Genomic DNA, 26,882 nt, shown 5'->3' with positions numbered 1-26,882 from the left:
CGGTAGACAGTGTTCCTCCAGACCACACGCTGACTGGAGACCCGTTCCCCCATAAATGGACCAAAGCCTCAAACAGCAGATCCGCTAGGCGCAAGACAAATTCCTTGACCACGCCCAGCAGCGTCTAAGCTTTCACATACGTCCGATCAATCTGCGTGAATGGATCAATCGACTATGGGCGCTTTATGGCAAACCGATTCGAACAGGGCTGCGTTAGCAACCGACAGCCCGGATCAACCGCCGTTGCCACAAAGCCCCCGCTCGCGAAGGCTGTGGTGGCGGCTGGTGTGGCTGATACTGTTGATCGCCCTGGCAGCACTGTGCTGGGCCGCCAGCCAGGAAATGCGCACCTCCCGCCTGCAGGCCGAGTACCTCAGCCCGTTGGCGGCGGCGCTGAGCTATGAGGTCACACCCGGCACCAGCGAGGCCGTGGTTTATCCGGGCGATGGCCCCTTCGACAAGCGCCTGGGCTACAGCGACCTGGATGAGTTCCTGCCGCGCCTGCTCAAGCGCAACTACCTGGTCCAGGCACAGGCGCGCTTCTCACCGGCGTTGATGGATTACGCGCAGCGGGGGCTGTTCGTGCCCTACGCAGAAAAGGTCCAGGCCGGCCTGAGCATCACCGATTGCCGCGCTACGCCGCTGTACAGTTTCACCTACCCGCAACAGCTCTATGCCAACTTCGCCGCGATCCCGCCGCTGGTGGTGCAAAGCCTGCTGTTTATCGAAGACCGCGACCTGCTGGACCCCAAGCAACCCATGGCCAATCCGGCGGTCGACTGGCCGCGCTTTGCCAAAGCGGCCTGGTCGCAGGTGGCCAAACTGCTGCATTTGCCCGGGCAAACCGCCGGTGGCAGTACCCTGGCCACGCAGCTCGAAAAGTACCGCCATTCGCCCGATGGCCTGACGCTGTCCGGTGGCGAAAAAATCCGCCAGATGCTTTCCGCCAGCGTCAGGGCTTACCAGGCCGGGCCCAATACCTTGGGCAGCCGGGAAAATATCCTGCGTGATTACCTCAACAGCGTGCCGCTGTCGGCGGTGCCTGGGCACGGTGAAGTACACGGCCTGGCCGAGGGGTTGCGGGTGTGGTTCGGCGCAGACTTCAATCAGGTCAACCGCGCCTTGAGTGACACCGAGCAAGACCCGAAGCGTCTGGCCGAACGCGGGCTGGCGCTGCGCCAAGTGCTGGCGTTGATGATCGCCCAGCGTCGCCCCTCCCACTACCTCAACAAGGGCCGCGAGGAGCTGGCGCAATTGACCGACAGCCATATCCGCCTGCTGGCGCAGAACGGCATCCTCCCGGCCGGTTTATCCTCCGCAGCCCTCGCCAGCCACCTGGGCTACCGCGATTGGCAGCAGCAGCCGACGATCCAACCGGTGGAAACAGACAAAGCGATCAACGTCGCCCGCAGCCGCCTGGCCAGCCTGCTCAACCGCTCGCTGTATGACCTCGACCGCCTCGACCTGTCGGCCACCAGCACCCTGCAATCGGCGCTGCAACGCCAGACTACCGATTACCTCAAGCACCTCGCCGACCCGACGTTCGCCGCAAAAATGGGCCTGCTCGGCCCGCGCCTGCTCACGCCGCAAAGCACGCCTCAGGTGCGTTATAGCTTCACCCTGTTCGAACTCACGCCCGACGGCGCACGCGTGCGGGTGCAAACCGACAACACCGACCAGCCGTTCGATATCAACGAAGGCAGCAAGCTAGAACTGGGTTCCACCGCCAAGCTGCGGGTGCTGACCACTTACCTGCAAATCATCAACGAACTGCATGAGCGCTACAGTGCAAAAATACCCGCCGAGTTGAAAAGAGTCGAAGTGCCCGAGCAAGACCCACTGTCGCGCTGGGCGCTGGATTATCTGCTGCGCAACAGCGACCGCGACCTGTCGAAGATGCTCGATGCCGCTCTCAACCGCACGTATTCCGCCAGCCCCGGCGAAGCCTTTTTCACCGGCGGCGGCCTGCACCGCTTTCATAACTTTCGCAACGAAGATAACAGCCGCAACCCGACCCTGCGCGATGCCCTGCGCGAGTCGATCAACCTGCCGTTCATTCGCCTGATGCGCGACCTGGTGCGCTACACCACCTACTCCGGCGAAGACAACAGCGCGCGCCTGCTCAAGGACGACAACGACCCGCGCCGCCAGGAATACCTGGCCAAATTCGCCGACCACGAAGGCACCGCGTTCCTGCTCAAGTTCTGGAAAAAATACCGCAACAAGGACACCCAGACGCGCCTCGACACGTTCATGGACAGCCTGCACCCCACCGCGATTCGCCTGGCGGCGGTGCACCGCTACCTGTTGCCCCAGGCCAGCCAGGAGAGTTTCAATCGCTTCGTACGTTCACACCTGAAGAACGCCGAAAAACTCACCGATGCACGTCTGCAAACGCTCTACCAAAGCTACGGCCCCGGCGCCTACGACCTGCCGGACCAAGGCTATATCGCCAAGGTGCATCCGCTGGACTTGTGGCTGCTGGGCTATTTGCTCAGCCACCCTGAAGCGACCTTTGGCGAGGTGGTCAAGGCCAGCGAATTCGAGCGCCAGGAAGTCTACAGCTGGCTGTTCAAAAGTCGCCATCAGAGCGCCCGTGACAGCCGGATTCGCACCATGCTGGAGATCGAAGCGTTCCTGGAAATCCATGAGCGCTGGAAGGCCGTGGGTTACCCGTTCGACCATTTGGTACCGTCACTGGCCACTGCCATCGGCAGCTCAGGCGACCGCCCCGCTGCGCTCGCCGAACTGATGGGGATTATCCTCAACGATGGTGTGCGCCTGCCGGTACTGCGTATCGACAGCCTGCAGTTTGCCGAGGGCACCCCCTATGAAACGCGTGTGATCAACGCCCCGAATCGCGGGAAGCGCGTGATCTCCAGCGAAGTCGCCAGCGCCTTGCGCGGAGCGCTGTCGCAAGTAGTGGACGCGGGCACCGCCAAACGCGTGGCCGGCAGCTTCACGCTGGCGGACGGCACACCGCTGGCCATGGGTGGCAAGACCGGCACCGGCGATAACCGCATCCAAGCCATGAGTACCGGCGGGCACATTCTCAATTCCAAATCCATCAACCGCACGGCAACCTTTGTGTTCTACATCGGCGAACACCACTTCGGCACACTGACCGCCTTTGTCCCGGGCACCTCCGCCCAGCACTTCACCTTCACGTCGGCGTTGCCGGTACAGGTGCTCAAAGGGATGGCTCCGATTCTCTACCCACTACTGCAACCTCGGGGTTCCGCCACGTGCCTGCGGTAAGAGGAAGGGATCACGTAGTGCTTATTTAGACCTGACGCTCGCTCGACGCCCATTAGTCTGGGCATCAGCGTGCGGCCCCTTCCCTGACACCGGCCTGCACGATTCTCCCTATCGCGACAGGAAACCCGCGCTATGCCTTCACAGCCCCAACCTTCTACCGAAGACCTGATACGCCGTGCGTCAGTGTGTATCACCGCCATCGAGCACCTGCTGGACGCACAGCCAGACCTGACGACGGTCATGACCACCGAACTGCGCCAGGCATTGGCAAAACGTGTGCCTGCCAGTACACCGAACCCGGATACGGTTTATCTCAACGAGTACGTTTACGACACTGCGTCGCAGGCAGATCAAGACAGCACCGCACGGAGACCCCGCATCACCCGCGCACGCAATCTGACCCAGGTCCTTCAAGAGACGATTGCCACCCAAAACATGCCGACCGCGCTGACCAAGGAGCCGGAAACCGGCGCCATCAACCAGGCAGTCGGATTCTATGCAAATGCCAACGGCGCCGGCCGCAGCAATGAGATGGCGCCGTTGGAAGTCGCAGCAGTCAATCAGTTGATCAGTGATCTGCAACTCAACTGCCAGACGCTGTACTTGAACAGTCTCAGGGAGTTCTGGTCATCGCCCCACGCGAGTACGGGTGCACTGAGTGTCATGGAGGCTGTGAGTCAAAAGCAGCGTGAGGTATTTACGCTGGAGGCGGACCTGAAACTGCAGGATGCTCGGCAACAGCTCAGCCAAGCCGAGCAAACCCTAAAGAAAACGCCTGAGGATACCCACGCGCAAGCGGCCGTCACCACGGCCCAGTCACACCTGGAGGTGGTGATCGAAGGCCGACAACTAATCGAAAACTGCGTGCTCCATGAGACCACGAACAACGCCACACCGCCGCTCATACTCGGCCTCACGCTGGAATTGACCGACCAGCCTGAATGGGCCGCACCACTCAATGGCTGCTTCGTACTCACCGAGCACCTGCATGGGACACGACCGACCGTCCTGTATACCCCGCAATTCGGCGTTGAGTTCTTCATGAATTTCTCCACCCTGGAAAATACCTTGCGCCTACGCCTGGTGAGAAGCGACGAAAGAACCGTGCTGCTCGCCAACATCCTCGCGAGCGAACGCTCCGCTGCCACCGACGCGTTAAGAAGTCGGCAGGCACTCACCTATCCCTCGATCACCGGCCCGGTATTCAGTGCATGCCTGCACGCCCAACGTCGCCAGCAAGAGGCCGATATCGAACAGGCCTTCGGTGCGTCCCACACCGCATTCGAAACCCTGGCAGCCAGCGTACGGACCACCCTGGCACTGCCCCTCAAGGGCAACCCTGGGCTGATCGCCCGCATGCCCGAATCGCCCGACCTGACACGCGCCTCTCCCGTCCCACTGACCTTGCCTGACGTTGGGCAACAAACGCACCTGATACAACAGTGGAACTCTCTTAACCAACAACTCGACCAGGTACTGGAAAAGGACAAACATCCCTCGCTGGGCGGTGTGCTGACGTCGCTGCTCAAAGAAACCTACCCAGATCTGCCGGCCGACACCGAGTTGCACAGCCTGTATGTCAACCGCTACCTCATTGACAGCGATGGCCTGCGTCATTTTGAGTCTTCCCGCCCATTGATCGAGGCGGTGTGTACCTTGTTGCTTTGGGACAACCCCGCAGAGCAAGCGTACGAGGATCAAACAGCACAAGAAGAGAGCACCGCCACGCTCGACACGTTCGCCGAAAGCGTCTTCAGCAGCCCGACCGCTTTCAACGAAGTCGACCAGTTGGCCCAGACCGGCACATTGCTGGAACTGGCTCACACCCTACAAACACGACTGGCCGAGCAGATCACCACCTATTGGCGTACGCCGATAGCGCCGGATTTGGTCTGCCCACAGGTTCGGCTGATCGATGTCCAGCGCCAGGTCCTGGAGATACAGGCACGCCTGCGCGTGGCCGACAATACCCTGAGCCCACAAGCCAAATTGCTGATTGATCGTGCCCTGCGTTACCCGACCCAGGCCCGACGTGAAGCACGCTTCAGCCATGGCAGCCGCCCCGGTGTGTATCAGTTGACCGTCGACACTGGCCCCGCCGCGCGTGCGCGTATGGCCGCCAGCTTCGTTCTGACCCTGGATGACGGCTCCAGCCCTGTCGCTCCCCATTGGCCCCATGGGCACAAAAACCTCAGTACTTACACGGCCGGGGTTGGCGCGGTAGTGCTGTATACCCCGGACATGGGGTTTGAAGAATGTGCGTCCCTGCAAGTCCTGCATGACACGCTGAAAGCCCGCATCAACGCTGGCGAAGACGCCGGCAGGTTGTGTATCAGCGGCTTGCCGCTGGCGGTTCAGCATGGCAAAACCGGGCTGTGGGGCAACGACCTGAGTACCACTTATGCGCCGATAACCGACGACTTCGTGGCTGACGGCATCCAGGCGCTGCTCGACAAACAGCAGTCCGACATCGAGACCATTCTGGGCCTGACGGAGGGCGAATCGGACAATGAAAAAAATGGCCGCGTGGAACTGGCCGAACTGTTGGATTTGGCCGGGCCATTTATGGCGCGCAACCGACTGCTGAAGCAACACTGGCGGCCAGACTGGGAAAAGCGCTTGAGCTCGGCGGACCAGAAGGCTCTGCAAGACCAGGCCGACACCACCCAGGCCAAACAGGATGAACTGACCAAGCAATGGCAAGCGCTTATTCCAACATTGGCCGAGTATGCAAAGCAACGGGTACTGACAAAGATTCGCGCCTTCCTGGCCGAAAAAGGCCAGGACTATCCCGAACAGGGCATCGACCCGGACAAGACGATAGTCACCCAGACCACCCGAACACGGGTCGTAGCCGATGGAGGAGGTTTTGGAACTGCGCATACCAGTTCCACGAGCAAGCGGATGAGCCTGACCAACCTGCTGTTGAAAAACACCAAACCCTGGGAAAAGAGCCTCACCTGGGTCGAAAACGACGATCTGGATGCCACACTGACCACCCCCCAAGGGAACTGGGTGCGCGATACGCGTGGGCGTCCCATCAGCTTGGACAAACAACGCCTTGAGCTGTGGGTCAAGGACCTGAATGTTGGCCACCAGTACACGCAAAACGTGCTCGAGAAATACCTCGCCCCGCAGGCTACGGCAACCGAGGCCCGCGCCTTGAGACAGGCGTGGCGCGCGAGCCAGGCATCCGTTATTGACTATGCGGCCCTTTCGGCCCGGTTGAATCCTGATATCTACCTCAGGGAAACACACAGTGCCCCCAAGCAAAAGAAAGCAGCCGCTTGGATGGCGGCGGTGCAGGCCGCTCCAAACCCCGCGACACGCCCACGGGTCGACGGACACGCAGTGATCGCCAATGCGCTGATGTTCAACCCGTCCAGCGACGCCCCCGAAGGCCGTGGTGGACAAACCGTAAATGGCGTTCTGATTCTCTCCACCGCTGCCGATGACATGCGCGTACTGTATACCCCGCATGCGCCCGACGGTTTGGAGCTAAGGGAACTGGCCAACGAGGCTGAACTGATCCGGCTGATGCAGGGCTCCGCTTGGCAGGATTATCTTCGCGCACGCGTACCGGCCGATACACGCTTGCTCAATTCGCGCCTGGCCGCACACCAAGGCGACGTCTGGGCCGGGCTATACCGGCAGAACTATCTTTACCTGCTGAACAAAGCCGACGAGCAAAGCGTGACTAACGAAGAGCTGAACGCCCAGTCCACCCTCAATAAAGTGCTGTTCGGCGTTGAAGTGGTAACCACCGTACTGAGCGGGCTTCCCTGGAGCGGGCAACTGGCCTCTTCAGCCTCCAGGTTCGTCGGCCGGGTCGGGCGCACCACGGTCCATGCCTTGCGCAGCCTGGGGCAAAGCGCGGCGGGGCTTGTCGTACGTCGCGGGCCACGCGCACTCATGCTGTTTGAACTTGCAAAGGCCACCACCACGGTCGCCGGAGTGACACGCACGGCCAGCCTGGGTATCAAGCCACTGCCCATGCTACTGAGGCCCGCGAGAAACATACGGCGACCGAACCTGACGAAATACCAGAAAGACTTCCAGCAAGAAAGCTCCCGCCTGCTGGTGAAAAATGGCATCCCGCCAGGAGCCGAACTGGCGGAAGGTACAGGCATTTATCGAGTCCCCGGCTCGCCACCCACCTATCTGGTACGCGGCGTCGGTGAAAAGGGCAAAGAGCAGGTGTTTCGCATTCAGAACGCTTTCAACGTCTATGACCGCAATGGCTTGGTCGCCCCCGTGCTCACTCCCTCTGGAGGCTTGACCCCGTTCCGGTTGCGGCGCCTGCCGAACAAACAGTGGGAATTGGACACATGGCAACGCGCGCCCGGCGGCGGACCAAAAAGCGACAACAGAGTAATCGAAGCACTTAGAGAATGGGACGCACACGTCAAAGCCAACGCGGCGTTGCCCAACCCGGCCACCACGCTGGACCCAGCCGCTTTTTTCAATAGTCGCAATATCACGTACAACTCGTGGAACAAGTTTGTAATGTCAGGCGGCACAATTACCGAACGGGGCAAGGCGCGGCTCAATCCTGAGACGTTTAAACACCTGTCAGACAAACTGTTCATGAAATGGGTAAACATGAAGCAGCCGACCAAAGCAGCTGCAGCTGAATTTGCGAAATTACATAACATTCGTCCAGAGCGTATAACCATTTTCGTGGACGCGAAGAAAGGGACGTTGAACAACCTTGGCAAGGCCCGTTTGGACAGACTGACAAAACCCTCCGACGGATTTTTCACCCGCGTCACCGACAAGCATTATCAAGACTGGTATCAGTTGGCCCTTCGACCGGAGAACCAGAACAGTGCCGCGGCCTGGAAATTTGCCGTTGACCGGGGCCTCCACCCCTCTTCCTGGAGCAAATACGTGAAGTCCGACGGCACCTTCAATATGGCTATTCCTACTGTTGCGGACCGCGTCAACCGACTGGGACTTGGCGTCCCGATAGACTTGACGATTCCGGGCCCGTCCAAGCCTCCCGTCTGATCCACAAGGCTGTTGATTGAAGGAGCGAGCTTGCTCGCTCCACGCTGGCAAACCCGAGCTTCACCCTCAAGGATAAAGGGTCGCAAACGGCCATGCGCACCTACACACCTCGGCGGTGTGACCTGATCATTGATGATGAAACGGCGATCCCGCCATCTCGCGCCGCCAGGCAACTAGCCCCTCTGCCCGTTGGCGGTACTCGGGTAGGGCGGCTACACCTCGGAGTCCCAAATTACTGTGACATTGCCTTCATAGGGGCTGGCGACAGCGGGTTGCAGCATGTCCTCGACATATTCACGGTGGCTGCCGTTGTGGTGCCGGGCAGGCCCAGCAGCAACCCACTTACCAGCGTCGCGCCGGTGAGTTGCATCAGCCTGCTCGCTGTCCAGGTGCTCAAACGCTGTACTCCGTTCATGGGCGCAACGCATCGAAAATAATCTGTACATTGCCAAAATACTGGCCGGGCACATAACCGTCATCGGGCTTCAACGCGGCTATTTCCAGCAGCAGCGCTTGCCATTTTTCGCCTCACCTTCCTCCACTACCCGCTGAGGGCTGAGGCCCAGCGCTTGTTGATTGAAGATGACCTTCAGCGCAATCGTGTCGGTACCGTTGGACAGCATCGGCTCGTAGGCAAGGGTGCTCATCGCACTGGCTCCATGCGCATGGGAAGGGGCATCAACCTAGCGGGAGCGTCAGGGCACGCCCATCACCAGTACACCACTGCCACTGATGGGCCCGGCGGCAGGTAGCGACCCGGGTCTTCGAACAAGCGTAAACGTCACGTCGTCGCCGCCAACACTGTTGGTAATACGGGTGAGGAACGAACCGTTGACTTGAACCGCAGACCCCGCACGAACAAGAGCCGTGCCTACGTCCGGATTGGTCATTGTCAACAGGTGTGTGTTGAACGATGACGGGGTGCCTTTGTAGGAGATGGTTATCGGTGTGGTAATCCCGCCGTCCGGGCAGGTGTAGGTAAGCCTGCGGTCGACGCGAATGGTGGTTGTCAGCGGGTCGGTGCCGATTCCGCGCTGGTGCACGTTGCCGAAGTTGATCTCGATCGGGTTGTTATTGTTGATCGTGCACGCCGAGGGGGAGACGGTGAAGTTGTTGGCGGCAATGTACCTGACCGAGATGCTCGCGACACTTGAGTTGTAGTTGTTCGTGGCGGCGAGACGTAGCGTCCCGAGCATATCCCCGGTTCGAATATCGATTGGGTTGGCCGGATCGTTGCGCACCAGAATATAGGGCGTAACGTCGACCGGATAACCACGCAAGTCGTCAGGCAGCGTGGCGACCCGAATACCATGCGCAATAGGAATATTGTAGTGCCCGCCTAGGATTCGCAAACCAGCGCCCTGATTGGCGAATTTTGGACCCGGTATCCAGGGCGTTCCTGTCGCGCTGCCGGTCGCCCAGAAATCCACCCGCGAGGTCGGGGTCTGCGAGTCTCTGGAGAATCCACATTCAAGTCGTGCCCCCTCCATCGTGATCCGCGTACGGTCTGCGGCCAGGGTAACGGTCACAGGAACTTGTAGAGGGAGTTCTCCAACAATCTCGGCCCACGGCCCACCATTCACACGGCATCTGGCTGCATTTGCGGTCGCAGTGAACGAAATCAGGACGAGCAGCGTCATGACGCCATAAAGTCGTTTCATTTTGATCTCTCGTTGCTCCTCTACCCTGGCGTGCGTAGTGAACAGCCGCCCAGGCGAGGGTTAAGGTTTGTCTGAGGCGCTTACGGATAGTCCAACGTAAACGTGGAGGTCACCGTAAAGGTGCCGTGCCCGATGGTTTGATCGCTGATGGCCTGCGGCTCGCCCTGCACGTAGGCCTTGAGCTCGATCACATTGCTGCCATTGCTCAACACCTGTTCATCGCTGACGGCATTCAGAGGCAATGGCGTGTTGCTTGGCGTCTCCAAGCCGACCCCGATACCCGAGGCGCCACTGCCACCATCCAGCGCGAACAGCCCCGGTAGCGCGGTGTTTTCCCTGCCGCCGAACTGGATAGTGACCGTGTTGCTAATCGTGGTGTCGCAGTCCTCCAGGTGCAGCTTGAAACCCCTGCCTTGTGAACGTGTGTTGAGGTAGAGGTGCTTGCTGGTCACGTCCCAGAGTTCGAAGGTGATTGCCTCGTCACCGGGACGCAGGGTGCAGGCTTGTTCAACCAGGTTGCCCTTGAAGCTCAGGTTGTCCGCCGCTTGAGCCTCGGGCATCAGCCCGCAGGTCAGCAGTAACGCCAGCCCGGCACATGACCAAGCCTTATGAACCTTTTCATGTCGCATAGACTCAGCTCCTACTCGTACTCGGCCAACAACGTGGCCACTGCTGCGAACCTCGCGGGGACCAGCGTTGCACCGGGCTGTTTGACCGGCACCACTTCCAATACCGGCGGTGTTGGCAGGGATATGTCCAAGCGCGTATTGAGTGGAAACGGCACGTTGTTCTGATACACCCGGATGCCCAGCGCAGGCACATTGGTCTGCACCGCTGAGGCGTCATACGGCGTTGGTGTACCGTTTACGCTCAGCTTCAGTTCCCACGGCAGCGTGGCCGGGCCGCAGCTGATGGTGTAAGCGACCCCCCTGCGGTACTTCACACCGTCGACGCGCTTGACCCCGACATCTCCGAAATCCACTTCAATCGTGTTTCCCGCGTCAATCGTGCAGGGCGGCGGCTCGTTCAGCGTCCCGCTAAAGGTCAGGTTGGCCGACGCACCGCTGCACAGGCCGATGGAGCACAAGGCGAGCAACGCTCGTGGCTGCCAAAAGGTCATTGATCATTCCTCTTCATTGATAGTCGACCACCAGGGTGGCGGTCGCATCAAAGGCCCCTCCCGTCAGTGTGCTGCCCGCGCGTTTGACGGGTACCGCCTGCACCACCGGAAAGTTTGGATAGGTAAAATTCACGGCAGTATTGAGCGGCCAGTCGGCACCGTTCACGAACAGCTTTACGCCAAGGTCCGGCTTGCGGGTCACGAGCACGCGGTCATCAAACGCAGCACCCGTGCCCTTGAGTTCCAGGGTCAAGGCGTTGCTGAAAGGCGAATCACAGGTGACGGTATAGGGCACGCCACGGCGGTAATTCACCCCGTCGACCCGTGACGTCAGCAGGTCATTGCCAAACGGCACATCAAGGGTCGTGCCGCTGTTGATGACGCACGGCGGCGGCGCGATGATTACCGCACGGATAGTCAAATTGGTGTTGTTGGCCTGCACACCTTGGCTGACAGCCCACAGCAGGCCGCCACCAAAAAGCAGGGTTAACTTAGCCATCGTTCTGCCCTTACTCATAGTTGAGCCTGAAATCCACCACGGCCCGGTAGGCCCCACTGGTCAACGCGGCGGCGGTGCGTGTGGGCTGTACAAGCCAGGTCTGGGTGTTGCTGCCCAGCGGCAAGAACAACGGTTCGCCCCTTGAACCCAGCTGTACATCGCGCCCCAGTGCATCGGTCAATTGCAGGCCCATCCCGGTCACGCCTTGCACTTTGACCAGGCGTGAATCCTCATCATCGGCGGGCGCGAAAAAAGCCACCGACAACACCGGTTGAAAGGCACTCCAAGTCAGTCTCCCCGTACGCTCACTGCGGATGCTGCCGGCCGTGCGCTGGCAGTCGGTAAAGCGCAATTGAAACGCCACCGGTTTTGCCTGATCGCCGGGCCGTTGCAACTGGCTGGCCGACACCGCGCCCAGGTCGATCGTTTGATGCAGCGAGGTCATCTCCAGGCTGCACGGGGTTTCATGCATCGCCCCGGTAACGTTCAACCGCCCATTCATGCCCTCGACATCCTCAGCGTGCGCTGGCCCGACAATGGCCAGTAACAGGCCGCCCAAGCCCTTCACAATCTGCAACTTCATGACGTTCTCCAGCAGCAGGGGCTACTTATCAGGCGATACTTGCGCGCTCACGGTGCAAGCGCTTCCGGTGCAGGTGAAAGCCAGCAGCGGGCGTCCACCGTAGTCATTCACGTAGGCCAGGTGAGGGGTGGTGCCGAGTTCCTTGGCCGTCGGCCCCAGGGTCAATGCACCTTTGGGCGGGACCATCAGCGGCTCGAAGCCCGGCACGGTTTTGCCGTCTTTGGTGCTGCGCGCATCCACCAGGGTCACGTAGTAAGGCGTCGGGTTGTTCACCTGATAACGCTCGCCGGCGAGGGTCAGGGTCAGCTTTTGCTGCCAAGGGTTCGACAAGTCTTGCTGGCTCGGCGTGATGGCTTGCGGTCGGTAGAACAACTTGATCCGGGTTTGCAGCGCAATTTGCAGGGTGTTGGCCTTGTCGCTGCGCGGCGGAATTTCCCGCAGATTGAAGTAGAAGACCGTCTCGCGGTCCTGCGGTAACGACTTGGCCGCCGGCAGCGCCTGCACTTTCAGCTGGCTCTGTTTCCCAGGCTCCAGGCGTTGGACCGGTGGCAGCACGATCAAGGGCGAAGTGATTTTTTTGCCCGCTTCATCCTCGATCCAGCCTTGAGCCAAATACGGCAATTGGGTGTTGTTATTGGTGATGTTCACGCTGGTGGCATCTTTGCTGCCATCAAAAATCACGCGGGTACGGTCCAGGCCAACAGCGGCGTTGACGCTCTGGCTCAAGCCAAGGGCCAGCAGCATTAAGGCCTGAAATGAGAGGCGCATGTTCAGCTTCATGAGGATGTGTTCTCCGTGTCGGTAGGCTTCCCGGTCAGCGAGGCTGGTTCAGGTGCAGATTGATCAGTGGCGGCCAGGCGGCAGCCCAGTTGCAGGGCATCGCTCAAGGCGTCGGCCGGCAAAACGACGGGCAGCGTGAGGGTGCATCGCTCGCTTCCTCCCCAACTCACGGTCATCGCTTCGCCCGCCTGAATGCCGCTCAGGTAAACCTGCCCGCCGTCATTCACGATCCCGGTGTCTTGCTGTTTTGTGTTTTTCACCACCGCGCCGAAGGGCGGTGAACTGCCATCCGGCAAGCGCAGCACCGCCATGGCCTTCTCACCGGCAATCACGTCCAGGGAGCGATAACCAATGGCCCCTTCGGTGAGGGTCAGTTGCGTGACGGATTGAGTGGCTTCGACGTTGCTCGGCAAACTTTCCAGGTCGACACTGGCCGCCGTACGCTGGTAACTGCCGATATCGGAAATCACCGCCTTGCCGAAAACGTTGCTGCGCGTCGGCGTGCCGTAACCGCGCACAGGCACATCAGACACACCGCCTGTGTCCACCATCAGACGGGTGCCGCCAGTACTGTTGGTTCGATGCAGCGCTCCACCGTAAGGCGTGAGCGTGCCGCCACCGCGAGCCGACGCACTGAGGCTGGTGTAATTACCTTCTTGTTGGCTGACGGTGAGGTTATGTCGGCGTAGTCGCCGATATGACTCAGGTAACCACTGGCGGACCTATTGCCGGCGCTGAGTTGGTAGCTGTTGCGTTCATCGAGGCGATCGCTGTAGCGCGTTGAAAAACGGTTTTTGCCTGCGCCTCTGCTAGCGTCCATCGACAGCGTGCCGGTGCTGCCCAATGGCAGGCTGACCGTCAGCGCCATGCCGTTGTCCTTGTAGTTGTAATCCAGCGTGCGGTACAGGTTCAGGGACAAGCTCAGGTTCTTTACGGTACCCACATTGAAGTAGCGTGATGCCGACAGGTTCCAGCGTTGAGTGGCGGGCCGCTCCCAATACGTCTGCTTGTTGTAGCTGGCGTAAACGGTGGTGCTCAGGTCACGAAATTGCTTGTTGACCGTCGCGGTATACAGGGCCTTGCTGCCGCCGATCGGTTTCCAGGATCCGTTCACGCCGGGCCCGGCGAGTTCACCGTTGCGCCCATAATGGCGAGCATCGAGGTATTCGCTCATGCTCAAGTAGTTCTTCTCGGAAAACCGGTAACCGGCAAAGGTGACTTGGCTGTCGTACTCTTCAAAGTGCTTGGAGTATTGAAGGCGGTAGGATTTGCCCGAGAGCGTCTCGTTCCACACCGTTGCACGGGACTGAGTGGCATCAAGCGACACCGCACCAAACGCCAACAGGTCACGACCAACCCCGGCCGTCAACGCGCGGTAGTTGTTATCGGTGATACCGCCGCCAAACAGCGACCAGCCATTACTGATGCCCCACGAAAACTCGCCACTGCCGAAGAAGTTGCCATCCGCGCCGTACTGAAGGTTGGACGGTCGCCCCGTCGCCAGTTTGTAACGGACTTGCCCCGGGCGCGTCAGGTAGGGAACGCCTGCGGTATCGACCTGGGAGGTGTGTACCGTGCCGTCCTGCTCTTCGACCCGCACATCCAGCCTGCCGGTGACGGCGTCGTTCAGGTCCTGGATACGAAACGGCCCGGCCGCAACCAGCGTTTCATAGAGCACACGGCCCTGCTGGCTGATGATCACCCTCGCGTTGGTTTTGGCCACCCCGACCACTTCCGGCGCGTAACCGCGCAAGTTGGGCGGCAACTGGCTTTCGTCCGAATTGAGGGCGGCACCGGTAAAGCGGAAGCTGTCAAACAGGTCCGAATACAGGTAGTTTTCGCCCACCACCAAGCGGGCTTTCAGCGCAGGAATGGCGCGATAAGCGTAGTAACGGCTCCACTCCAGCCGCTGAGGACTGGGCGCCGCGTCGCGGCCTTTTTCGACACGTCCCTGCCAATCTGCCCGCAGGCGCCAGGCCCCGGCATTGGCCCCGAGCGTTCCGTTACCCGTGAGGTTGTTACGAGCCTCGTCGTTCTTTCGGTAGCTGGACAGCGCGGTCAGGTTGTAGTCAACGAGCAATCCCGGCACCCCTTCATCCCAACGCGAGGGTGGGTCCCAGTTAATGTCGCTGTACTCGAGGTAAGCTTGGGGCAGGCTGATGCTCAGCGTGGCGGTAGCCAGGTCGCCACTGACCTCCATGCCTGGCAAGCCTTGAGTATCCAGGCACTGCCCGCCTTTCCACCAGGTAAGGCTGGCCGCGCCGGACGCCTTGAGGCCCAACTGTTCCACCAGGCCTGGTGATAAGCAGGCTTGACTGCCTTTGGGATCATTATCCGGTGGATAAAACGCCACCGACTGCTCAGACAGAGGCTGAGTATTGATCTGCACGACCATCGAGTAAGTACCCGGCAGAATGAACCCGCTGCGCGCAAACTGAGACAGGTCAATATTGGAGCGATCACTCAGATCAAGAACGTCGGTATTGAACTCGATATCCCCGGCACCCAATGCCGTACCCGCCAGTGATATCAACCCGCCAAAAAGGCTTGGGCGCAGCGTATTTCTGACCTTCGATGTATTCAACATGCAAGCAGCCCATCAATGTTCAAAAGTATTCCAACTTGAACCGCACTGCGGCGTTGTGTGGCCCGGCTGCCAGCGGTAATCCGTTGCCAACCAGGCGCAGCGTGTAGTGAAGTGTCATATCGCCCGCCACCAACGGAAGCAGCGCCATCGGCACACCCGGGACACTCTCCTGGCCCGCAGCGTCCTCGATATGCAGAGCCACTCCCTGCGAGCTGCCGAAGAGAGCAAACGAGCGCCCTTCTCTGTCGGTAGGCGCATCAAACGTCACACGCATGTGCTGCCAGTCCGGCAGGCTCGCCCCGGGCCGCGAAGGGTCAGGACGCGTCAATGAGCAATTAACCAGACGCAACTGGAAGGGATGGATTTCCCCCCGCCCGCTTCGCAAAAGCCGACCGATGGGCTCGGGGTTCATCTCGATGGCTTGATCGACACTGGCCAGTTCCAGCCCACAGGCTGAGTCGACAACTTCACCTGCGAGCGTGACCACACCCTCGCCTTGCGCAGGCGCCTGGGCGACAGCGCAAGAGCTGATGAGCATCGTCAATGAAGAGGCAATAGCGAGACTTATAACTTTGTTCACCTTTATCTCCCGCCAAGTTCCCCCCACCACCGCAGTGGCGGGGGGAAAACTTACTGATAAGCCAAGGTGAAGTTGGTGACTGCGCTGAATTCACCAGGGACGATTGGCGCGGTCGCGGCGCCTTGTACATAGGCACCGAATTCCAACGTGTTATTACCGGTGGAAATAGCTTGCGGAGTGGTAGCGACACCCAGCTCGATAGGTTTACTGCCATGGGTCATCATAATGCCCACGTTGCCCGCGCCTCCCACCGTACCGATTGCACCGGGAACGGCGCTTGATGGTGTCGCCGTGAAAGTCGTGGTGACTGTGTTATCGGTGAGGCCGCTCAAATCGCACCCTTCAAGCTCGATCAGCACGCGCCGTGCTTCAGACTTGCCGCCCGCTTCCAACTGGTGTTTGGCAATCGCACCAAGGTTGACTGTCTGATCGACAGAGTCAGGCTTGATCGAGCAAGCACCCGAGTGGACCGACCCCACGAACGTCACCGTTCCATCGGCCGCATGAGCAACGGAAGCCGAACCCGCCAGCAACCCGATAGACAACAGCACAGTTTTCATTTTGGTTTTCATTTGCACGTACTCACACAGTATTGAATGTCATAGAGAAACCCTGCCGCAGGAGTGCGTAGGACTCAGTCAGCATCGATCGGGATATAGCGTCTGATTTGATACAGATAAACGTGTGAATCACGCCATTAAGCGCGAAGCAACTTTTCCAACTATTTGTATTGCAAATCAGCATCCGTTCGAGGCGAGGTAAGTTTCCATCTGATACGTTGAGTACGTAAGCCGGGCAATTCAGACAGCGGCGTAGCCTTGTTATACCGAGAGATATAGGAAAAGTATGGCAACTTGCCAAAACTTGAGAAATGCCTGTAAGAATTGAACTACACGAACGTTAGTTGTAAAAACTCAATGTAGAAACAGTATGTAAGAGCTGGATTACACATACTAAAAATCAATAGCGATGATTTGGGACATCCCAACCACACATCAAAGCATGCACGAGCACTGGGAGACCGTCTGTCGAAAGCCCTTGCGTCGAAGACAAGATATATCTTACGTTATATCTAGACACACACAGAGGCTCCTACCATGCGAGACCATCCTCACCCGCGCGACGGTTTTGACCCGCGCTCCGGCCGCGGTCGCGGTCCACGGGTATTTGCGCCCGGCGATTTGAAATTGCTGCTGCCCGCGTTGATCGCCGAACAGCCCTGCCACGGCTATGACTTGATCCGCCAGATCGAAAGCCTGTTCGACGGCGCCTACAGCCCCAGCCCTGGCGTGATTTACCCGACCCTGACGTTCCTCGAAGAAAGCGATTTGATCCAGGGCGACGCCGATGGCGGAAAAAAACGCTACACAATCACCGACGCCGGTCGTCTCTTCATAAGCGAGCAACAGGTCGCCCTGGACGGCGTGCGCATGCGCATCGACGTGAGCAAGCGCTCACTGCGCGGCCATGACCGCCCACCGGAAATCCATGAGGCGGTACATAACGTGCGTCATGCCCTGCACTCGCACCACGGGCGCTGGAGCCCGGAAGAAATCGTTCGTGTCGCGGCGCTGCTCAATCGCACCGCTCAAGCCATTGCCGACGGGAAAGACCAATGAATACTCAAGCCATCCACCGCGTGACCCACGAAATCAAACGCCGCCGCCTGCAAGTGTTGCGGGTGGTCGACATCACACCGCGCATGCGTCGCATCACCCTGGGCGGGCCAGAGCTGGCGGGGTTTGTCAGCCTGGGTGCCGACGATCACATCAAGCTGCTGTTTCCACAGAACGCCGCCGAGCAGGCCGCGCTGGAAAGCCCGGCCTTCACCATCAAGGGCGACGGCCCACAGCCGGCCATGCGCGACTACACGCCGCGTCGCTTTGACTTGAGCATCGGTGAGTTGGATATCGACTTCGTGCTGCACGGCGATGGCCCGGCCTCCACGTGGGCCGAGCAGGCAAAGGTCGGCCAGCACCTGTACATCGGTGGGCCACGGGGCTCGATGATCGTGCCGGACATCTTTGACAGCTACCTGCTGATCGGCGATGAAACCGCCCTGCCCGCCATTGCGCGACGCCTGGAAGAACTGCCGGCGGGGCGCAAGGTGCTGGCAGTGCTTGAGATCGCCAATGCGGCTGAAAAGCAGGCACTGAAGAGTGCTGCCGATGTTGAGGTAATCTGGGTGATTCGCGGCCAGGATGATCTGCTGGATACCGTGCAGAAACTGACGCTGCCCAGTGGCTCGCTGTACAGCTTTGTCGCCACCGAGTCCAAGCTGTCACGCCAGGTGCGGCGGCTGTTGCTGGATACCCACAAGGTTAATGAAGAGTTTCTCAAGGCCGTGGGCTACTGGCGTGCCGAGGGCAGCGAAGAAGACTAGGCGCCTCGAACACACTGAAGATCAAATGTGGAAGCTGGCCTGCGATAGCGGTGCATCTGTCGACTGACACTTCGCCATCGCGGGCAAGCCCGGCTCCCACATTAGATTTGTGGTGGTTTCAGAAACCTGTCCAACCCTACTACTGCCAACGCAATCAGTAAAAACCCCACCAATATCCCCCCGGCATTCACAAACACCTGTGGATAACCAAGAGTCCCCACATCAATGAACGGGTATTGATACTGCCCGAGCAAATCCCCGCGCAGCAGCACATAGCCAAAGTACACCAGCGGGTAGATCACCCACCCCGCAACGTGCTTGAGCTGCAAGTTGCCCTTGGGAACGCACCGCCACCAATAGATAAAAAACAGCACCGGCATCACGTCGTGCAGCAATTCGTCGGCAATAAACTGAAAGCCTTCGGGCTGCCACAAATGCCGCAGCAACAGGTTGTAGGCCAGGCTCACCACCACGATGCTCACGGCGACCCCACTGCTGACTTTGGGCTCAAGGAAAAACCGCTTTGCGGCTGAATCGCGGTCGACCCACGCGTAGCTCAACACCACCGCCGCCAGGGTGTTGGTCAGCACGGTGAAGAAACTGAAAAAGTTGATCAACCCGCCCAGCAGGCTGGCGCCAGACTCCCAGCGCGAATAAAAAATCAGGTATTGCTGAATCACCAACCCTGTCCAACCAGCCAGCGCCGCAGCTGCCACTAACCGCTTCATGGGTTCAATCCAGCGGGCGTTTGGTACGCATCAGTTTCACGTACAACCCTTCGACTTTCTCCCGCGCCCACGGCGTTTTGCGCAAGAAGGTCAGGCTCGACTTGATGCTGGGGTCGCTCTTGAAGCAGCGGATATCAATACGCTCGGCAAGGCCTTCCCATTCGTAATGTTCCACCAGGGTGGTGAGGACGTGCTGCAGGGTCACGCCGTGGAGTGGGTCGTTGCTTGTCGCGGTCATGCCAGGCCTTTACAAAAAGTAGAAATACAGCCGGTCACTTTAGCACGAAGAAAAAAGTTCCCGTTCTCAACGAAAAAGAGATGTTATATTGTAACTACACCTTACGAATCTTTTAGTCGTTTTGCCAAGGAATGTGTCTGATGTCTTTCTCCTCTCTGTGGCGCCTGTCCCCGCTTACCGCCGCCCTGTTGATCTGCTCCGAAGCCCACGCGCTTGAGCTGCAGCCCCAAGTCATCACCGGCAACCCGCTGGGCAGTGAACAGCTCGCCTCGCCCACCACCGTGCTGGAAGGCGATGACCTGACCCTGCAACAAAAAGGTAGCCTCGGCGAAACCCTGAACAAACAACCGGGCGTGTCGTCTTCGTACTTTGGCCCAGGCGCCAGTCGGCCGATCATCCGTGGCCAGGATGGCGACCGCATTCGCATCCTGCGCAATGGCGTGGGCGCGCTGGATGCGTCGTCGCTGTCTTACGACCACGCAGTGCCACTGGACCCGGTCAACGTCGACCGCATTGAAATCGTGCGCGGCCCGGCGGCGCTGTTGTATGGCGGCAGCGCCATCGGCGGTGTGGTCAACACCTTCGACAACCGCATCCCTACCGAGGCCATCGAAGGCATCCACGGTGCCGGTGAACTGCGCTACGGCGGCGCCGACACCACCCGCAGCAGCGCGGGCAGACTGGAAGCCGGTAACGGCACCTTTGCCTTGCACCTGGACGCCAACGCGCGGGAATTCAATGACCTGAAAATCCCCGGCCAGGCACGCAGTCGGCACGCGCCGGCAACCGAAGACACTCCGGGTAAAAACGCACGCCTGGGCAACAGTGACGGACGCCAGGACGGCGGGGCCGTGGGCGGTTCCTACACCTGGGACGACGGTTATGCCGGCTTGTCCTACAGCAATTACGACGCGAACTACGGCTCGCCGGCCGAGCAGGACGTGCGTATCCGCATGAAGCAGGATCACTACGCGTTTGCGTCGGAAATCCGCAACCTGCAAGGCCCGTTTACCTCGGTGAAACTCGATGCCGGCTACACCGACTACGAACACCGCGAAATCGAAGGTGGCGAAACCGGCACGATCTTCAAGAACAAAGGCTACGAAGCGCGTGTTGAAGCCCGCCATCAGCCCATCGGCCCGCTCGATGGCGTGGTTGGCGCACAAGTAACCCGCAACGAGTTCTCGGCCCTCGGTGAAGAAGCCTTCGTGCCGCAGACCGACACCACGGCCGGCGCACTGTTCATCCTCGAAGAAATGCAAGCCACCGAACGCCTGAAACTCAGCCTCGGCGGCCGCCTGGAACACACCAGCGTCGACCCGGACGCCAAGGGCAACGCACGCTTTGCCGGTGCCGACAAATCCAACGATTTCACCGCCGGCAGCCTGTCTTCCGGTGCGGTCTACACCCTCACGCCGGTCTGGTCCCTGGCCGCGACTCTGGGTTACACCGAACGCGCACCGACCTTCTACGAGCTGTACGCCAACGGCGCCCACGTCGCCACCGGCACCTACGAGCTGGGCGATGCCAACCTGAAGAAAGAAAAAGCCGTGTCCAGCGACCTGGCACTGCGCTTTGACAATGGTACTCACAAGGGCAGCTTCGGCGTGTTCTACAGCCGCTTCTCCAACTACATAGGCCTGCTGGGCAGCGGTCGCACGCTGAACGATGAAGGTGAAGAAGACGCAGGCGGCATCCCTGAGTACAAATACTCCGGCGTGCGTGCACGTTTCGCCGGCTTCGAAGCCCAGGATCACTGGAAACTTGGCGAAAGCGCCTACGGTAAGTTCGCGCTGGAGTTGTCGGGCGACTACACCCGCGCCACCAACCTGGACACCGGCGAAGCGTTGCCGCGTATTGCACCGCTGCGCTTGAACAGCGGTTTGCTGTGGGAACTGGACCGCTGGCAGGCGCGCATTGACGTGGAACATGCAGCGGGCCAAGGCCGAGTGCCGGACAACGAGAATGGCACCGATGGCTACACCACGTTGGGGGCGAGCGCGGGTTATCACTTCAACATGGGTGGCAGTCAGTGGTTGGCGTTCGTGAACGGTGAAAACCTGACCAACCAGACTGTGCGGTATGCCAGCTCGATCTTGCGCGACATTGCACCGGCGCCGGGTAGAAGTGTGCAGTTCGGCGTTCGAACCACCTTCTAAAAACACCGCAATTCTAACCTGTAGGAGCCGGCTTGCCGGCGATGGCGTCCTTGAAACCGCCATCGCCGGCAAGCCGGCTCCTGCAGGTTTTGCAGGGCCCTTTGCAGCGACGTTCTGTCACTGTTACCAAATCTGAAATGATGCATCTTGCGATTGACGCTTTCTCTCGACGCGCTCTCCCTTTATCCTTGCCGCAACAAACTGAAACGTTTCACGTCCGCGGTCGACCCCATCTTGCCGAATTCCCCCTCCGCCCAAGACAGCGCTGTCTTACACCGACCTGCGCCTGGGGATAAATCGCCCGCCTGTGGATAACCACACTTATCCCCAGAAAAACCGAATTAACGCTGAACCAAGCCCGTGTCGAATCGTCATCTACAGTGAAGAAACACGGGGATACATAATTCCAACGTCACGGAGAAACACACTATGAGCACTGATGGTGCTTCAAGCCCAAGCCGCCTGCTGCCCAGGTTGCTAGGCGTCTTGCTGCTGATCATGGGCCTGGCCTTGCTGGCCGGGGGTATCAAGCTGACGTTGCTCGGCGGGTCGCTGTACTACCTGCTGGCCGGTATCGGCATCACCCTGACCGGCATCCTGCTGCTGGCCACCCGCCGCGCCGCGCTGGGCCTGTACGCACTGGTGCTGTTCGCCAGTACCGTGTGGGCCCTGTGGGAAGTCGGCCTGGATTGGTGGCAATTGGTGCCGCGCCTGGCGCTGCTGTTCGCCCTGGGTATCGTCATGCTGCTCCCGTGGTTTCGCCGTCCGTTGCTGCGTGGCCAACCTGCCCCGCTGGGCACTGGCGCGCTGAGCGTGGCCGTAGTGCTGGCGGGTGCTACCGCCCTGGCCAGCCAATTCACCAACCCCGGTGAAATGGTCAAGACCGGCCAACTGGACCGCGACGCAGTCCCTGGCATGGCCAGCGCTGCACCGTCACAAGCTGATGGTGACTGGAACTCCTACGGCCGTTCGGCCTACGGCGATCGCTACTCGCCACTGGCGCAGATCACCCCGGAAAACGCCCACAAGCTGGTGCCGGCGTGGACGTATCGCACCGGTGACATCCCTGGCCCGAACGATCCAGGCGAGACCACCGCAGAAAACACCCCGCTGAAAGTCAACGGCATGCTCTACGTGTGCACGCCGCACAGCCAAGTGATTGCCCTGGACCCGGATACCGGCAAGGAAATCTGGCGCTTCGATCCGAAGATCAGCAGCCAGGGTGCCGAAAACTTCAAGGGCTGGGCACACATGACCTGCCGTGGCGTGTCGTATCACGATGACGCCGCCTACGCTTCCGAGCAGAGCCCGACCGGCAGCGCCAGCCCGGCTGCCGCGCCGAATGCCTGCCCGAAACGCATTTTCGTACCGACCGCCGACACCCGTCTGATCGCTCTGAACGCCGACACCGGCAAGATGTGCGAAGACTTCGGTGACAAAGGCCAGGTCGATCTGCGTGCCAACATCGGCAGCTTCGCCCCAGGCGGTTACTACTCCACCTCGCCACCGGCCGTGACCAAGAACCTGGTGGTCATCGGCGGTCACGTGACCGACAACGTCTCCACCGACGAGCCGAGCGGCGTGATCCGCGCGTTCGACGTGCACACCGGCAAACTGGTGTGGAACTGGGACAGCGGCAACCCGGACGACACCACCCCGTTGGCCGAAGGCAAGACCTACACTCGCAACTCGCCGAACATGTGGTCCATGTTCGCCGTGGATGAAAAACTCGGCATGCTCTACCTGCCGATGGGTAACCAGATGCCCGACCAATACGGCGGCGACCGTACCGACGAATCCGAGAAATACGCCGCCGGCTTGACCGCCCTGGACATCGACAGCGGCCACGTGAAGTGGACCTTCCAGTTCACTCACCACGACCTGTGGGACATGGACGTGGGTGGCCAGCCGTCGCTGATCGACATCAAGACCGCTGAAGGCGTGAAGCAAGCGGTGATGGCGTCGACCAAGCAAGGCAGCATCTACGTGCTGGACCGTGCGACCGGCCAGCCGGTAGTGCCGATCCACGAAGTGGCTGTACCGCAAGGCGCTGTAGCCGGCGACCGCACTTCGCCGACCCAACCGAAGTCCGACCTGAACTTCATGCCACCCCCGCTCAAAGAGCGTGACATGTGGGGCGTGACGCCGTTCGACCAACTGCTGTGCCGCATTGATTTCAAATCCATGCGCTACGACGGTGCTTTCACCCCGCCATCGCTGCAAGGTTCGATCGTTTACCCAGGTAACTTCGGCGTGTTCGACTGGGGTGGCATTTCCGTCGACCCGGTACGCCAGATCGCGTTCGTGAACCCCAGCTACATGGCATTCAAATCCAAGCTGATCCCGGCCGCCGATATTGCCAAGCAAGGTCCACGCGTCAGCGAAACCGAAGGCGTGCAGCCGAACAAAGGCGCGCCGTACGGTGTGATCCTCGAAGCCATGCTCTCGCCAATGGGCCTGCCGTGCCAGGCGCCGGCGTGGGGTTACGTGGCGGCGGTCGACTTGACCACCCACAAGACCATTTGGATGCACAAGAACGGCACCGTGCGTGACAGCGCGCCGGTTCCGATTCCGCTGACCATGGGCGTGCCTAGCCTGGGCGGCACCTTCACCACGGCCGGTGGCGTGGCGTTCCTCAGCGGTACGCTCGACCAGTACCTGCGTGCCTATGACGTGAAAAACGGCAAGCAACTGTGGGAAGGCCGCCTGCCAGCCGGCGCGCAAACCACCCCGATGACCTACACCGGTAAAGACGGCAAGCAGTACGTGCTGGTCATGGCCGGCGGTCACGGTTCCCTGGGGACCAAGCAGGGTGACTATGTGATGGCGTTCAAACTGCCGGATTAAGATTGACTGGCAGCAAAACAAAGGCGGCTCCCCTCACAGGTAGCCGCCTTTTTTATAACCGTAGGAGCCGGCTTGCCGGCTTCTACGGGGGGGTGTCAGACTGGTGATCGCTCGCGGCGCATCCACATCTCGAACGCCATCGCGTTCAACGGCCGGCTGATCAGGTAGCCCTGGGCGGTGTCGCAATTCCACTGTTTGAGCAGCTTGAGGCTAGGGGCGAATTCCACGCCCTCGGCGACGACCTTGAGCCCGAGGTTGTGGCTCATTTCAATGGTGGAGCGCACGATCACCCCGTCGCCACTGGTGCTATCGAGGTTGCGTATGAAGGATTGGTCGATCTTCAATTCCTGCACCGGCAGGCGCTGCAATTGTGCCAGGGATGAATAGCCAGTCCCGAAGTCATCCACCGACAAACTGATACCGCAGTCGCGCAACTGCTCCAACACACTGAGAGCCTGTTGCGGGTTGTGCATGATCGCGCTTTCGGTGATCTCGAAAATCAATTGCTCGGACTCAACCTGATATTGCATCAACAGCGCAGTCACGCGAATCGCCAGGTCATCATCAGCCAAATCATCCACCGAGATATTTACCGACAGCTGGATCAACATGCCGCGCCGCGCCCACTCGGCGATCTGGCGGATGGCTTCTTCGATCACCCACAGGGTCAGGCTGCCCATGCTGCCGGTGCGCTCGGCCAAGGGGATGAACTCTGCCGGAGACACCTGGCCCAAGGTCGGATGTTGCCAGCGCAACAAGGCTTCGGCCTGGCGTACATGGCCGTGCTTGAGGTCGAGTTTGGGCTGGTAGCACAGGAACAACTCACCCTCGATGGCAGCACGGCGCAGGTCGCGGATCAGGGTGATCTGGCGTTGGTGGGCCAGGTCGCGGTCCTGCTGGTAGATCTGCAAATGCCCCGGCAGGCTGGCCGCGTCATGCCGAGCGATGGCGGCGCGGCTGATCAACTCTTCCACTTGCTGGCCGTCGGCCGGGTAGGCAGCGATGCCGATGCTCACTTCGTGGCGCAACTCGTCGTTGCCAATGCGTTGGGGTTCGGTGAGCAACGCGTAGAGGCGGTCGGCGCGGGCCACGGCGCGGTCGACCTCGGTGTTTTCCAGCAACAGCAAAAACTCACTGCCGGCGATGCGCGCCGCCGTATCACTGGCCAACAGGCTCATGGACAGGCAACGGCTGGCTTCGCGCAGCATCTCTTCGACGCCCTCGGGGCCGAAGCCTTCGTTGATCACGCGGTAATTTTCGATGCCGACGTACAACAACACCACCGGCCGCCGCGCACTGATCGCACTGCCCAGCCGCTCCATGACCAGGGCGCGATTGGGCAGGCCGGTCAATGGGTCATGCAGGGCGTTATGCGCCAACTGCCGCTCGCGCACGGCGATGCCGCTTTGCATGGCATTGAAGGCGCGGGCCAGCAAGCCGAATTCATCATGGCTGCGCACCCGCACCGGCGTGCGGTAATCACCGGCACCGATACGCTCGGCCGCCTGCACCAGGGCATTGAGCGGGCGCGATACTCGTCGCGCCAGAAACAGCGCACCGGCCAACGACACCAGCAGCACCGCCAGGGCAATCCCGAGGAACTGCCGGTCCAGCGGCGCAAAGGATTCCAGGGCATGGTCGAGTGGGCTTTGCAGCAGCACCCGCACTTCATCGCCATCGCCGGTATTGGCCAGCGGCAACACCTGGCTGAGCACACGCTGGCCATAGAACAAATGGATTTTCGGCTCGGGGTCGACATATCCTTCGCGCAGCAGGCTGAGGGTGGCAGCCTGATAAGCATCCGGTTGAGTGCTGTACAACTGGCCGGGCGTGCCGTTTTGCACGCTGAGGAACGACACCTCCAGATTGCTCATGGATCGCAGTTCATTGGCGAACAGCTTGTCCATGGGAAAGCCCATGACGATGCGCGCGATGGGCAACTCGTCGATCACTTCATCCTGTACCAGCAGATACGGCCGCCCATCCAGGGCCACGATCAGCATCTGCAAGCCCGAACGCCGGGCATGGCGCAGGGCGTCGTCATAGGGAAAAAGCTGGCCGCGCGTGAGGATCGGCAAGGTGCTGACCATGACCTTGCCATCCAGGCCCAGCACAAACACTTCGCTGGAACGGATGCCCGTGCCGTGGCGACGTAACGCGGCGAGAATCGGCACCGTCTTGGATTCGGCCACGGCTTGTTTGAACGGGAGGTCGACGGTCAGCCAGTCGAGGCCGTACTGCAGGCGACGCCCGCGCAGGTCGATCAAGCGCTCGAACACTTGGCTGCCGGTTTGCAGTTGGACTTGCGCCTGGTTTTCCACGGCGCGGGTGGTGGCGGTCTTGACGGCGAAATAGGTGGCGCCGACCACTACCAGCAGTAACAGCGCCAGCACCCCGGCGATACGGGTTTGGAACGTGTGGCGCCACCTCATTGCAGTGCCCTCTGGCA

General features: G+C 60.2%; 18 protein-coding genes and 1 pseudogene. 6 read left to right on the top strand and 13 right to left on the bottom strand.

The window, feature by feature from the left end; all coding sequences use genetic code 11:
- Nucleotides 1-174: 174 nt before the first annotated feature.
- Both U367_RS0124885 and U367_RS0124880 read left to right on the top strand, forming a co-directional pair.
- Complete coding sequence (locus U367_RS0124885; protein ID WP_028619021.1) at nt 175-3,258, top strand: transglycosylase domain-containing protein; 3,084 nt, start codon at nt 175-177, stop codon at nt 3,256-3,258.
- Nucleotides 3,259-3,498: 240 nt separating this feature from the next.
- Entirely contained in the window at nt 3,499-8,268 is a 4,770-nt protein-coding gene (locus U367_RS0124880; RefSeq protein WP_152537933.1) for a hypothetical protein, read from the top strand.
- A 494-nt stretch (nt 8,269-8,762) separates the two neighbouring features.
- On the opposite strand, the gene U367_RS1000000131935 is transcribed toward U367_RS0124880, so the two are convergent.
- The 10 genes and pseudogenes from U367_RS1000000131935 to U367_RS0124825 form a co-directional block, all read right to left on the bottom strand.
- Nucleotides 8,763-8,915 carry a hypothetical protein gene (locus tag U367_RS1000000131935; RefSeq protein ID WP_154670148.1) on the bottom strand — a complete coding sequence of 51 codons (153 nt, stop codon included), beginning with the start codon at nt 8,913-8,915 and terminating at the stop codon, nt 8,763-8,765.
- Between the two features lie 48 nt (nt 8,916-8,963).
- A complete protein-coding gene (locus U367_RS0124865) occupies nt 8,964-9,929 on the bottom strand; it encodes a fimbrial protein (RefSeq protein ID WP_028619018.1) in 966 nt (321 codons plus the stop codon).
- Nucleotides 9,930-10,009: 80 nt separating this feature from the next.
- Nucleotides 10,010-10,558, bottom strand: a complete 549-nt coding sequence (locus tag U367_RS0124860; RefSeq protein WP_028619017.1) for a fimbrial protein — start codon at nt 10,556-10,558, stop codon at nt 10,010-10,012.
- Between the two features lie 11 nt (nt 10,559-10,569).
- Complete coding sequence (locus U367_RS0124855; protein WP_028619016.1) at nt 10,570-11,049, bottom strand: fimbrial protein; 480 nt, start codon at nt 11,047-11,049, stop codon at nt 10,570-10,572.
- Between the two features lie 13 nt (nt 11,050-11,062).
- A complete protein-coding gene (locus U367_RS0124850) occupies nt 11,063-11,548 on the bottom strand; it encodes a fimbrial protein (RefSeq protein WP_028619015.1) in 486 nt (161 codons plus the stop codon).
- 10 nt (nt 11,549-11,558) lie between these two features.
- Nucleotides 11,559-12,131, bottom strand: coding sequence for a fimbrial protein (locus tag U367_RS0124845; RefSeq protein WP_028619014.1), 573 nt, complete (start codon nt 12,129-12,131; stop codon nt 11,559-11,561).
- Nucleotides 12,132-12,152: 21 nt separating this feature from the next.
- The gene (locus U367_RS0124840) at nt 12,153-12,911 is read right to left on the bottom strand and encodes a fimbria/pilus periplasmic chaperone (protein ID WP_028619013.1); all 759 of its coding nucleotides are present in this window, start codon (nt 12,909-12,911) and stop codon (nt 12,153-12,155) included.
- A pseudogene (locus U367_RS01000000130285) lies at nt 12,908-15,498 on the bottom strand (outer membrane usher protein). The gene U367_RS0124840 and the pseudogene U367_RS01000000130285 overlap by 4 nt, the downstream one beginning before the upstream one ends.
- A gap of 19 nt (nt 15,499-15,517) precedes the next feature.
- Nucleotides 15,518-16,078 carry a fimbrial protein gene (locus U367_RS0124830; protein ID WP_028619012.1) on the bottom strand — a complete coding sequence of 187 codons (561 nt, stop codon included), beginning with the start codon at nt 16,076-16,078 and terminating at the stop codon, nt 15,518-15,520.
- A 50-nt stretch (nt 16,079-16,128) separates the two neighbouring features.
- A complete protein-coding gene (locus U367_RS0124825) occupies nt 16,129-16,638 on the bottom strand; it encodes a fimbrial protein (RefSeq protein ID WP_084651069.1) in 510 nt (169 codons plus the stop codon).
- Nucleotides 16,639-17,175: 537 nt separating this feature from the next.
- On the opposite strand from U367_RS0124825, the gene U367_RS0124820 reads away from it, so the two are divergent.
- Together U367_RS0124820 and U367_RS0124815 are read left to right on the top strand one after the other, a co-directional pair.
- Complete coding sequence (locus U367_RS0124820) at nt 17,176-17,697, top strand: PadR family transcriptional regulator (RefSeq protein ID WP_028619010.1); 522 nt, start codon at nt 17,176-17,178, stop codon at nt 17,695-17,697.
- Nucleotides 17,694-18,461, top strand: a complete 768-nt coding sequence (locus U367_RS0124815) for a siderophore-interacting protein (protein ID WP_028619009.1) — start codon at nt 17,694-17,696, stop codon at nt 18,459-18,461. The genes U367_RS0124820 and U367_RS0124815 overlap by 4 nt, the downstream gene beginning before the upstream one ends.
- Before the next feature lie 101 nt (nt 18,462-18,562).
- On the opposite strand, the gene U367_RS0124810 is transcribed toward U367_RS0124815, so the two are convergent.
- Complete coding sequence (locus U367_RS0124810) at nt 18,563-19,189, bottom strand: Pr6Pr family membrane protein (RefSeq protein WP_028619008.1); 627 nt, start codon at nt 19,187-19,189, stop codon at nt 18,563-18,565.
- A 4-nt stretch (nt 19,190-19,193) separates the two neighbouring features.
- Nucleotides 19,194-19,427: a VF530 family protein gene (locus tag U367_RS0124805; RefSeq protein ID WP_012722427.1), complete on the bottom strand. Its 234-nt coding sequence runs from the start codon at nt 19,425-19,427 to the stop codon at nt 19,194-19,196.
- A 140-nt stretch (nt 19,428-19,567) separates the two neighbouring features.
- Here U367_RS0124805 and U367_RS0124800 point away from each other — a divergent pair, with 140 nt between their 5' ends.
- Complete coding sequence (locus U367_RS0124800) at nt 19,568-21,586, top strand: TonB-dependent receptor (RefSeq protein WP_028619007.1); 2,019 nt, start codon at nt 19,568-19,570, stop codon at nt 21,584-21,586.
- Nucleotides 21,587-22,015: 429 nt separating this feature from the next.
- Complete coding sequence (locus U367_RS0124795) at nt 22,016-24,433, top strand: glucose/quinate/shikimate family membrane-bound PQQ-dependent dehydrogenase (RefSeq protein WP_028619006.1); 2,418 nt, start codon at nt 22,016-22,018, stop codon at nt 24,431-24,433.
- 95 nt (nt 24,434-24,528) lie between these two features.
- Here the strand turns inward: U367_RS0124795 and U367_RS0124790 are convergent, their stop codons facing one another.
- Complete coding sequence (locus U367_RS0124790) at nt 24,529-26,865, bottom strand: putative bifunctional diguanylate cyclase/phosphodiesterase (protein WP_028619005.1); 2,337 nt, start codon at nt 26,863-26,865, stop codon at nt 24,529-24,531.
- Between the last annotated feature and the right edge of the window lie 17 nt (nt 26,866-26,882).

This window comes from Pseudomonas canadensis (assembly GCF_000503215.1).
In the GTDB taxonomy this organism is placed as follows: domain Bacteria; phylum Pseudomonadota; class Gammaproteobacteria; order Pseudomonadales; family Pseudomonadaceae; genus Aquipseudomonas; species Aquipseudomonas canadensis.
This window is presented reverse-complemented; position numbering and strand designations above follow the sequence as displayed.

Coding starts and splice junctions, on each gene's coding strand:
- U367_RS0124815 (WP_028619009.1), top strand. CDS start 17,694: ATGAATACTCAAGCCATCCACCGCGTGACCCACGAAATCAAACGCCGC.
- U367_RS0124810 (WP_028619008.1), bottom strand. CDS start 19,189: ATGAAGCGGTTAGTGGCAGCTGCGGCGCTGGCTGGTTGGACAGGGTTG.
- U367_RS0124885 (WP_028619021.1), top strand. CDS start 175: ATGGGCGCTTTATGGCAAACCGATTCGAACAGGGCTGCGTTAGCAACC.
- U367_RS0124855 (WP_028619016.1), bottom strand. CDS start 11,049: ATGACCTTTTGGCAGCCACGAGCGTTGCTCGCCTTGTGCTCCATCGGC.
- U367_RS1000000131935 (WP_154670148.1), bottom strand. CDS start 8,915: ATGAGCACCCTTGCCTACGAGCCGATGCTGTCCAACGGTACCGACACG.
- U367_RS0124860 (WP_028619017.1), bottom strand. CDS start 10,558: ATGCGACATGAAAAGGTTCATAAGGCTTGGTCATGTGCCGGGCTGGCG.
- U367_RS0124865 (WP_028619018.1), bottom strand. CDS start 9,929: ATGAAACGACTTTATGGCGTCATGACGCTGCTCGTCCTGATTTCGTTC.
- U367_RS0124820 (WP_028619010.1), top strand. CDS start 17,176: ATGCGAGACCATCCTCACCCGCGCGACGGTTTTGACCCGCGCTCCGGC.
- U367_RS0124880 (WP_152537933.1), top strand. CDS start 3,499: ATGACCACCGAACTGCGCCAGGCATTGGCAAAACGTGTGCCTGCCAGT.
- U367_RS0124840 (WP_028619013.1), bottom strand. CDS start 12,911: ATGAAGCTGAACATGCGCCTCTCATTTCAGGCCTTAATGCTGCTGGCC.
- U367_RS0124825 (WP_084651069.1), bottom strand. CDS start 16,638: ATGAAAACTGTGCTGTTGTCTATCGGGTTGCTGGCGGGTTCGGCTTCC.
- U367_RS0124800 (WP_028619007.1), top strand. CDS start 19,568: ATGTCTTTCTCCTCTCTGTGGCGCCTGTCCCCGCTTACCGCCGCCCTG.
- U367_RS0124795 (WP_028619006.1), top strand. CDS start 22,016: ATGAGCACTGATGGTGCTTCAAGCCCAAGCCGCCTGCTGCCCAGGTTG.
- U367_RS0124850 (WP_028619015.1), bottom strand. CDS start 11,548: ATGGCTAAGTTAACCCTGCTTTTTGGTGGCGGCCTGCTGTGGGCTGTC.
- U367_RS0124790 (WP_028619005.1), bottom strand. CDS start 26,865: ATGAGGTGGCGCCACACGTTCCAAACCCGTATCGCCGGGGTGCTGGCG.
- U367_RS0124845 (WP_028619014.1), bottom strand. CDS start 12,131: ATGAAGTTGCAGATTGTGAAGGGCTTGGGCGGCCTGTTACTGGCCATT.
- U367_RS0124805 (WP_012722427.1), bottom strand. CDS start 19,427: ATGACCGCGACAAGCAACGACCCACTCCACGGCGTGACCCTGCAGCAC.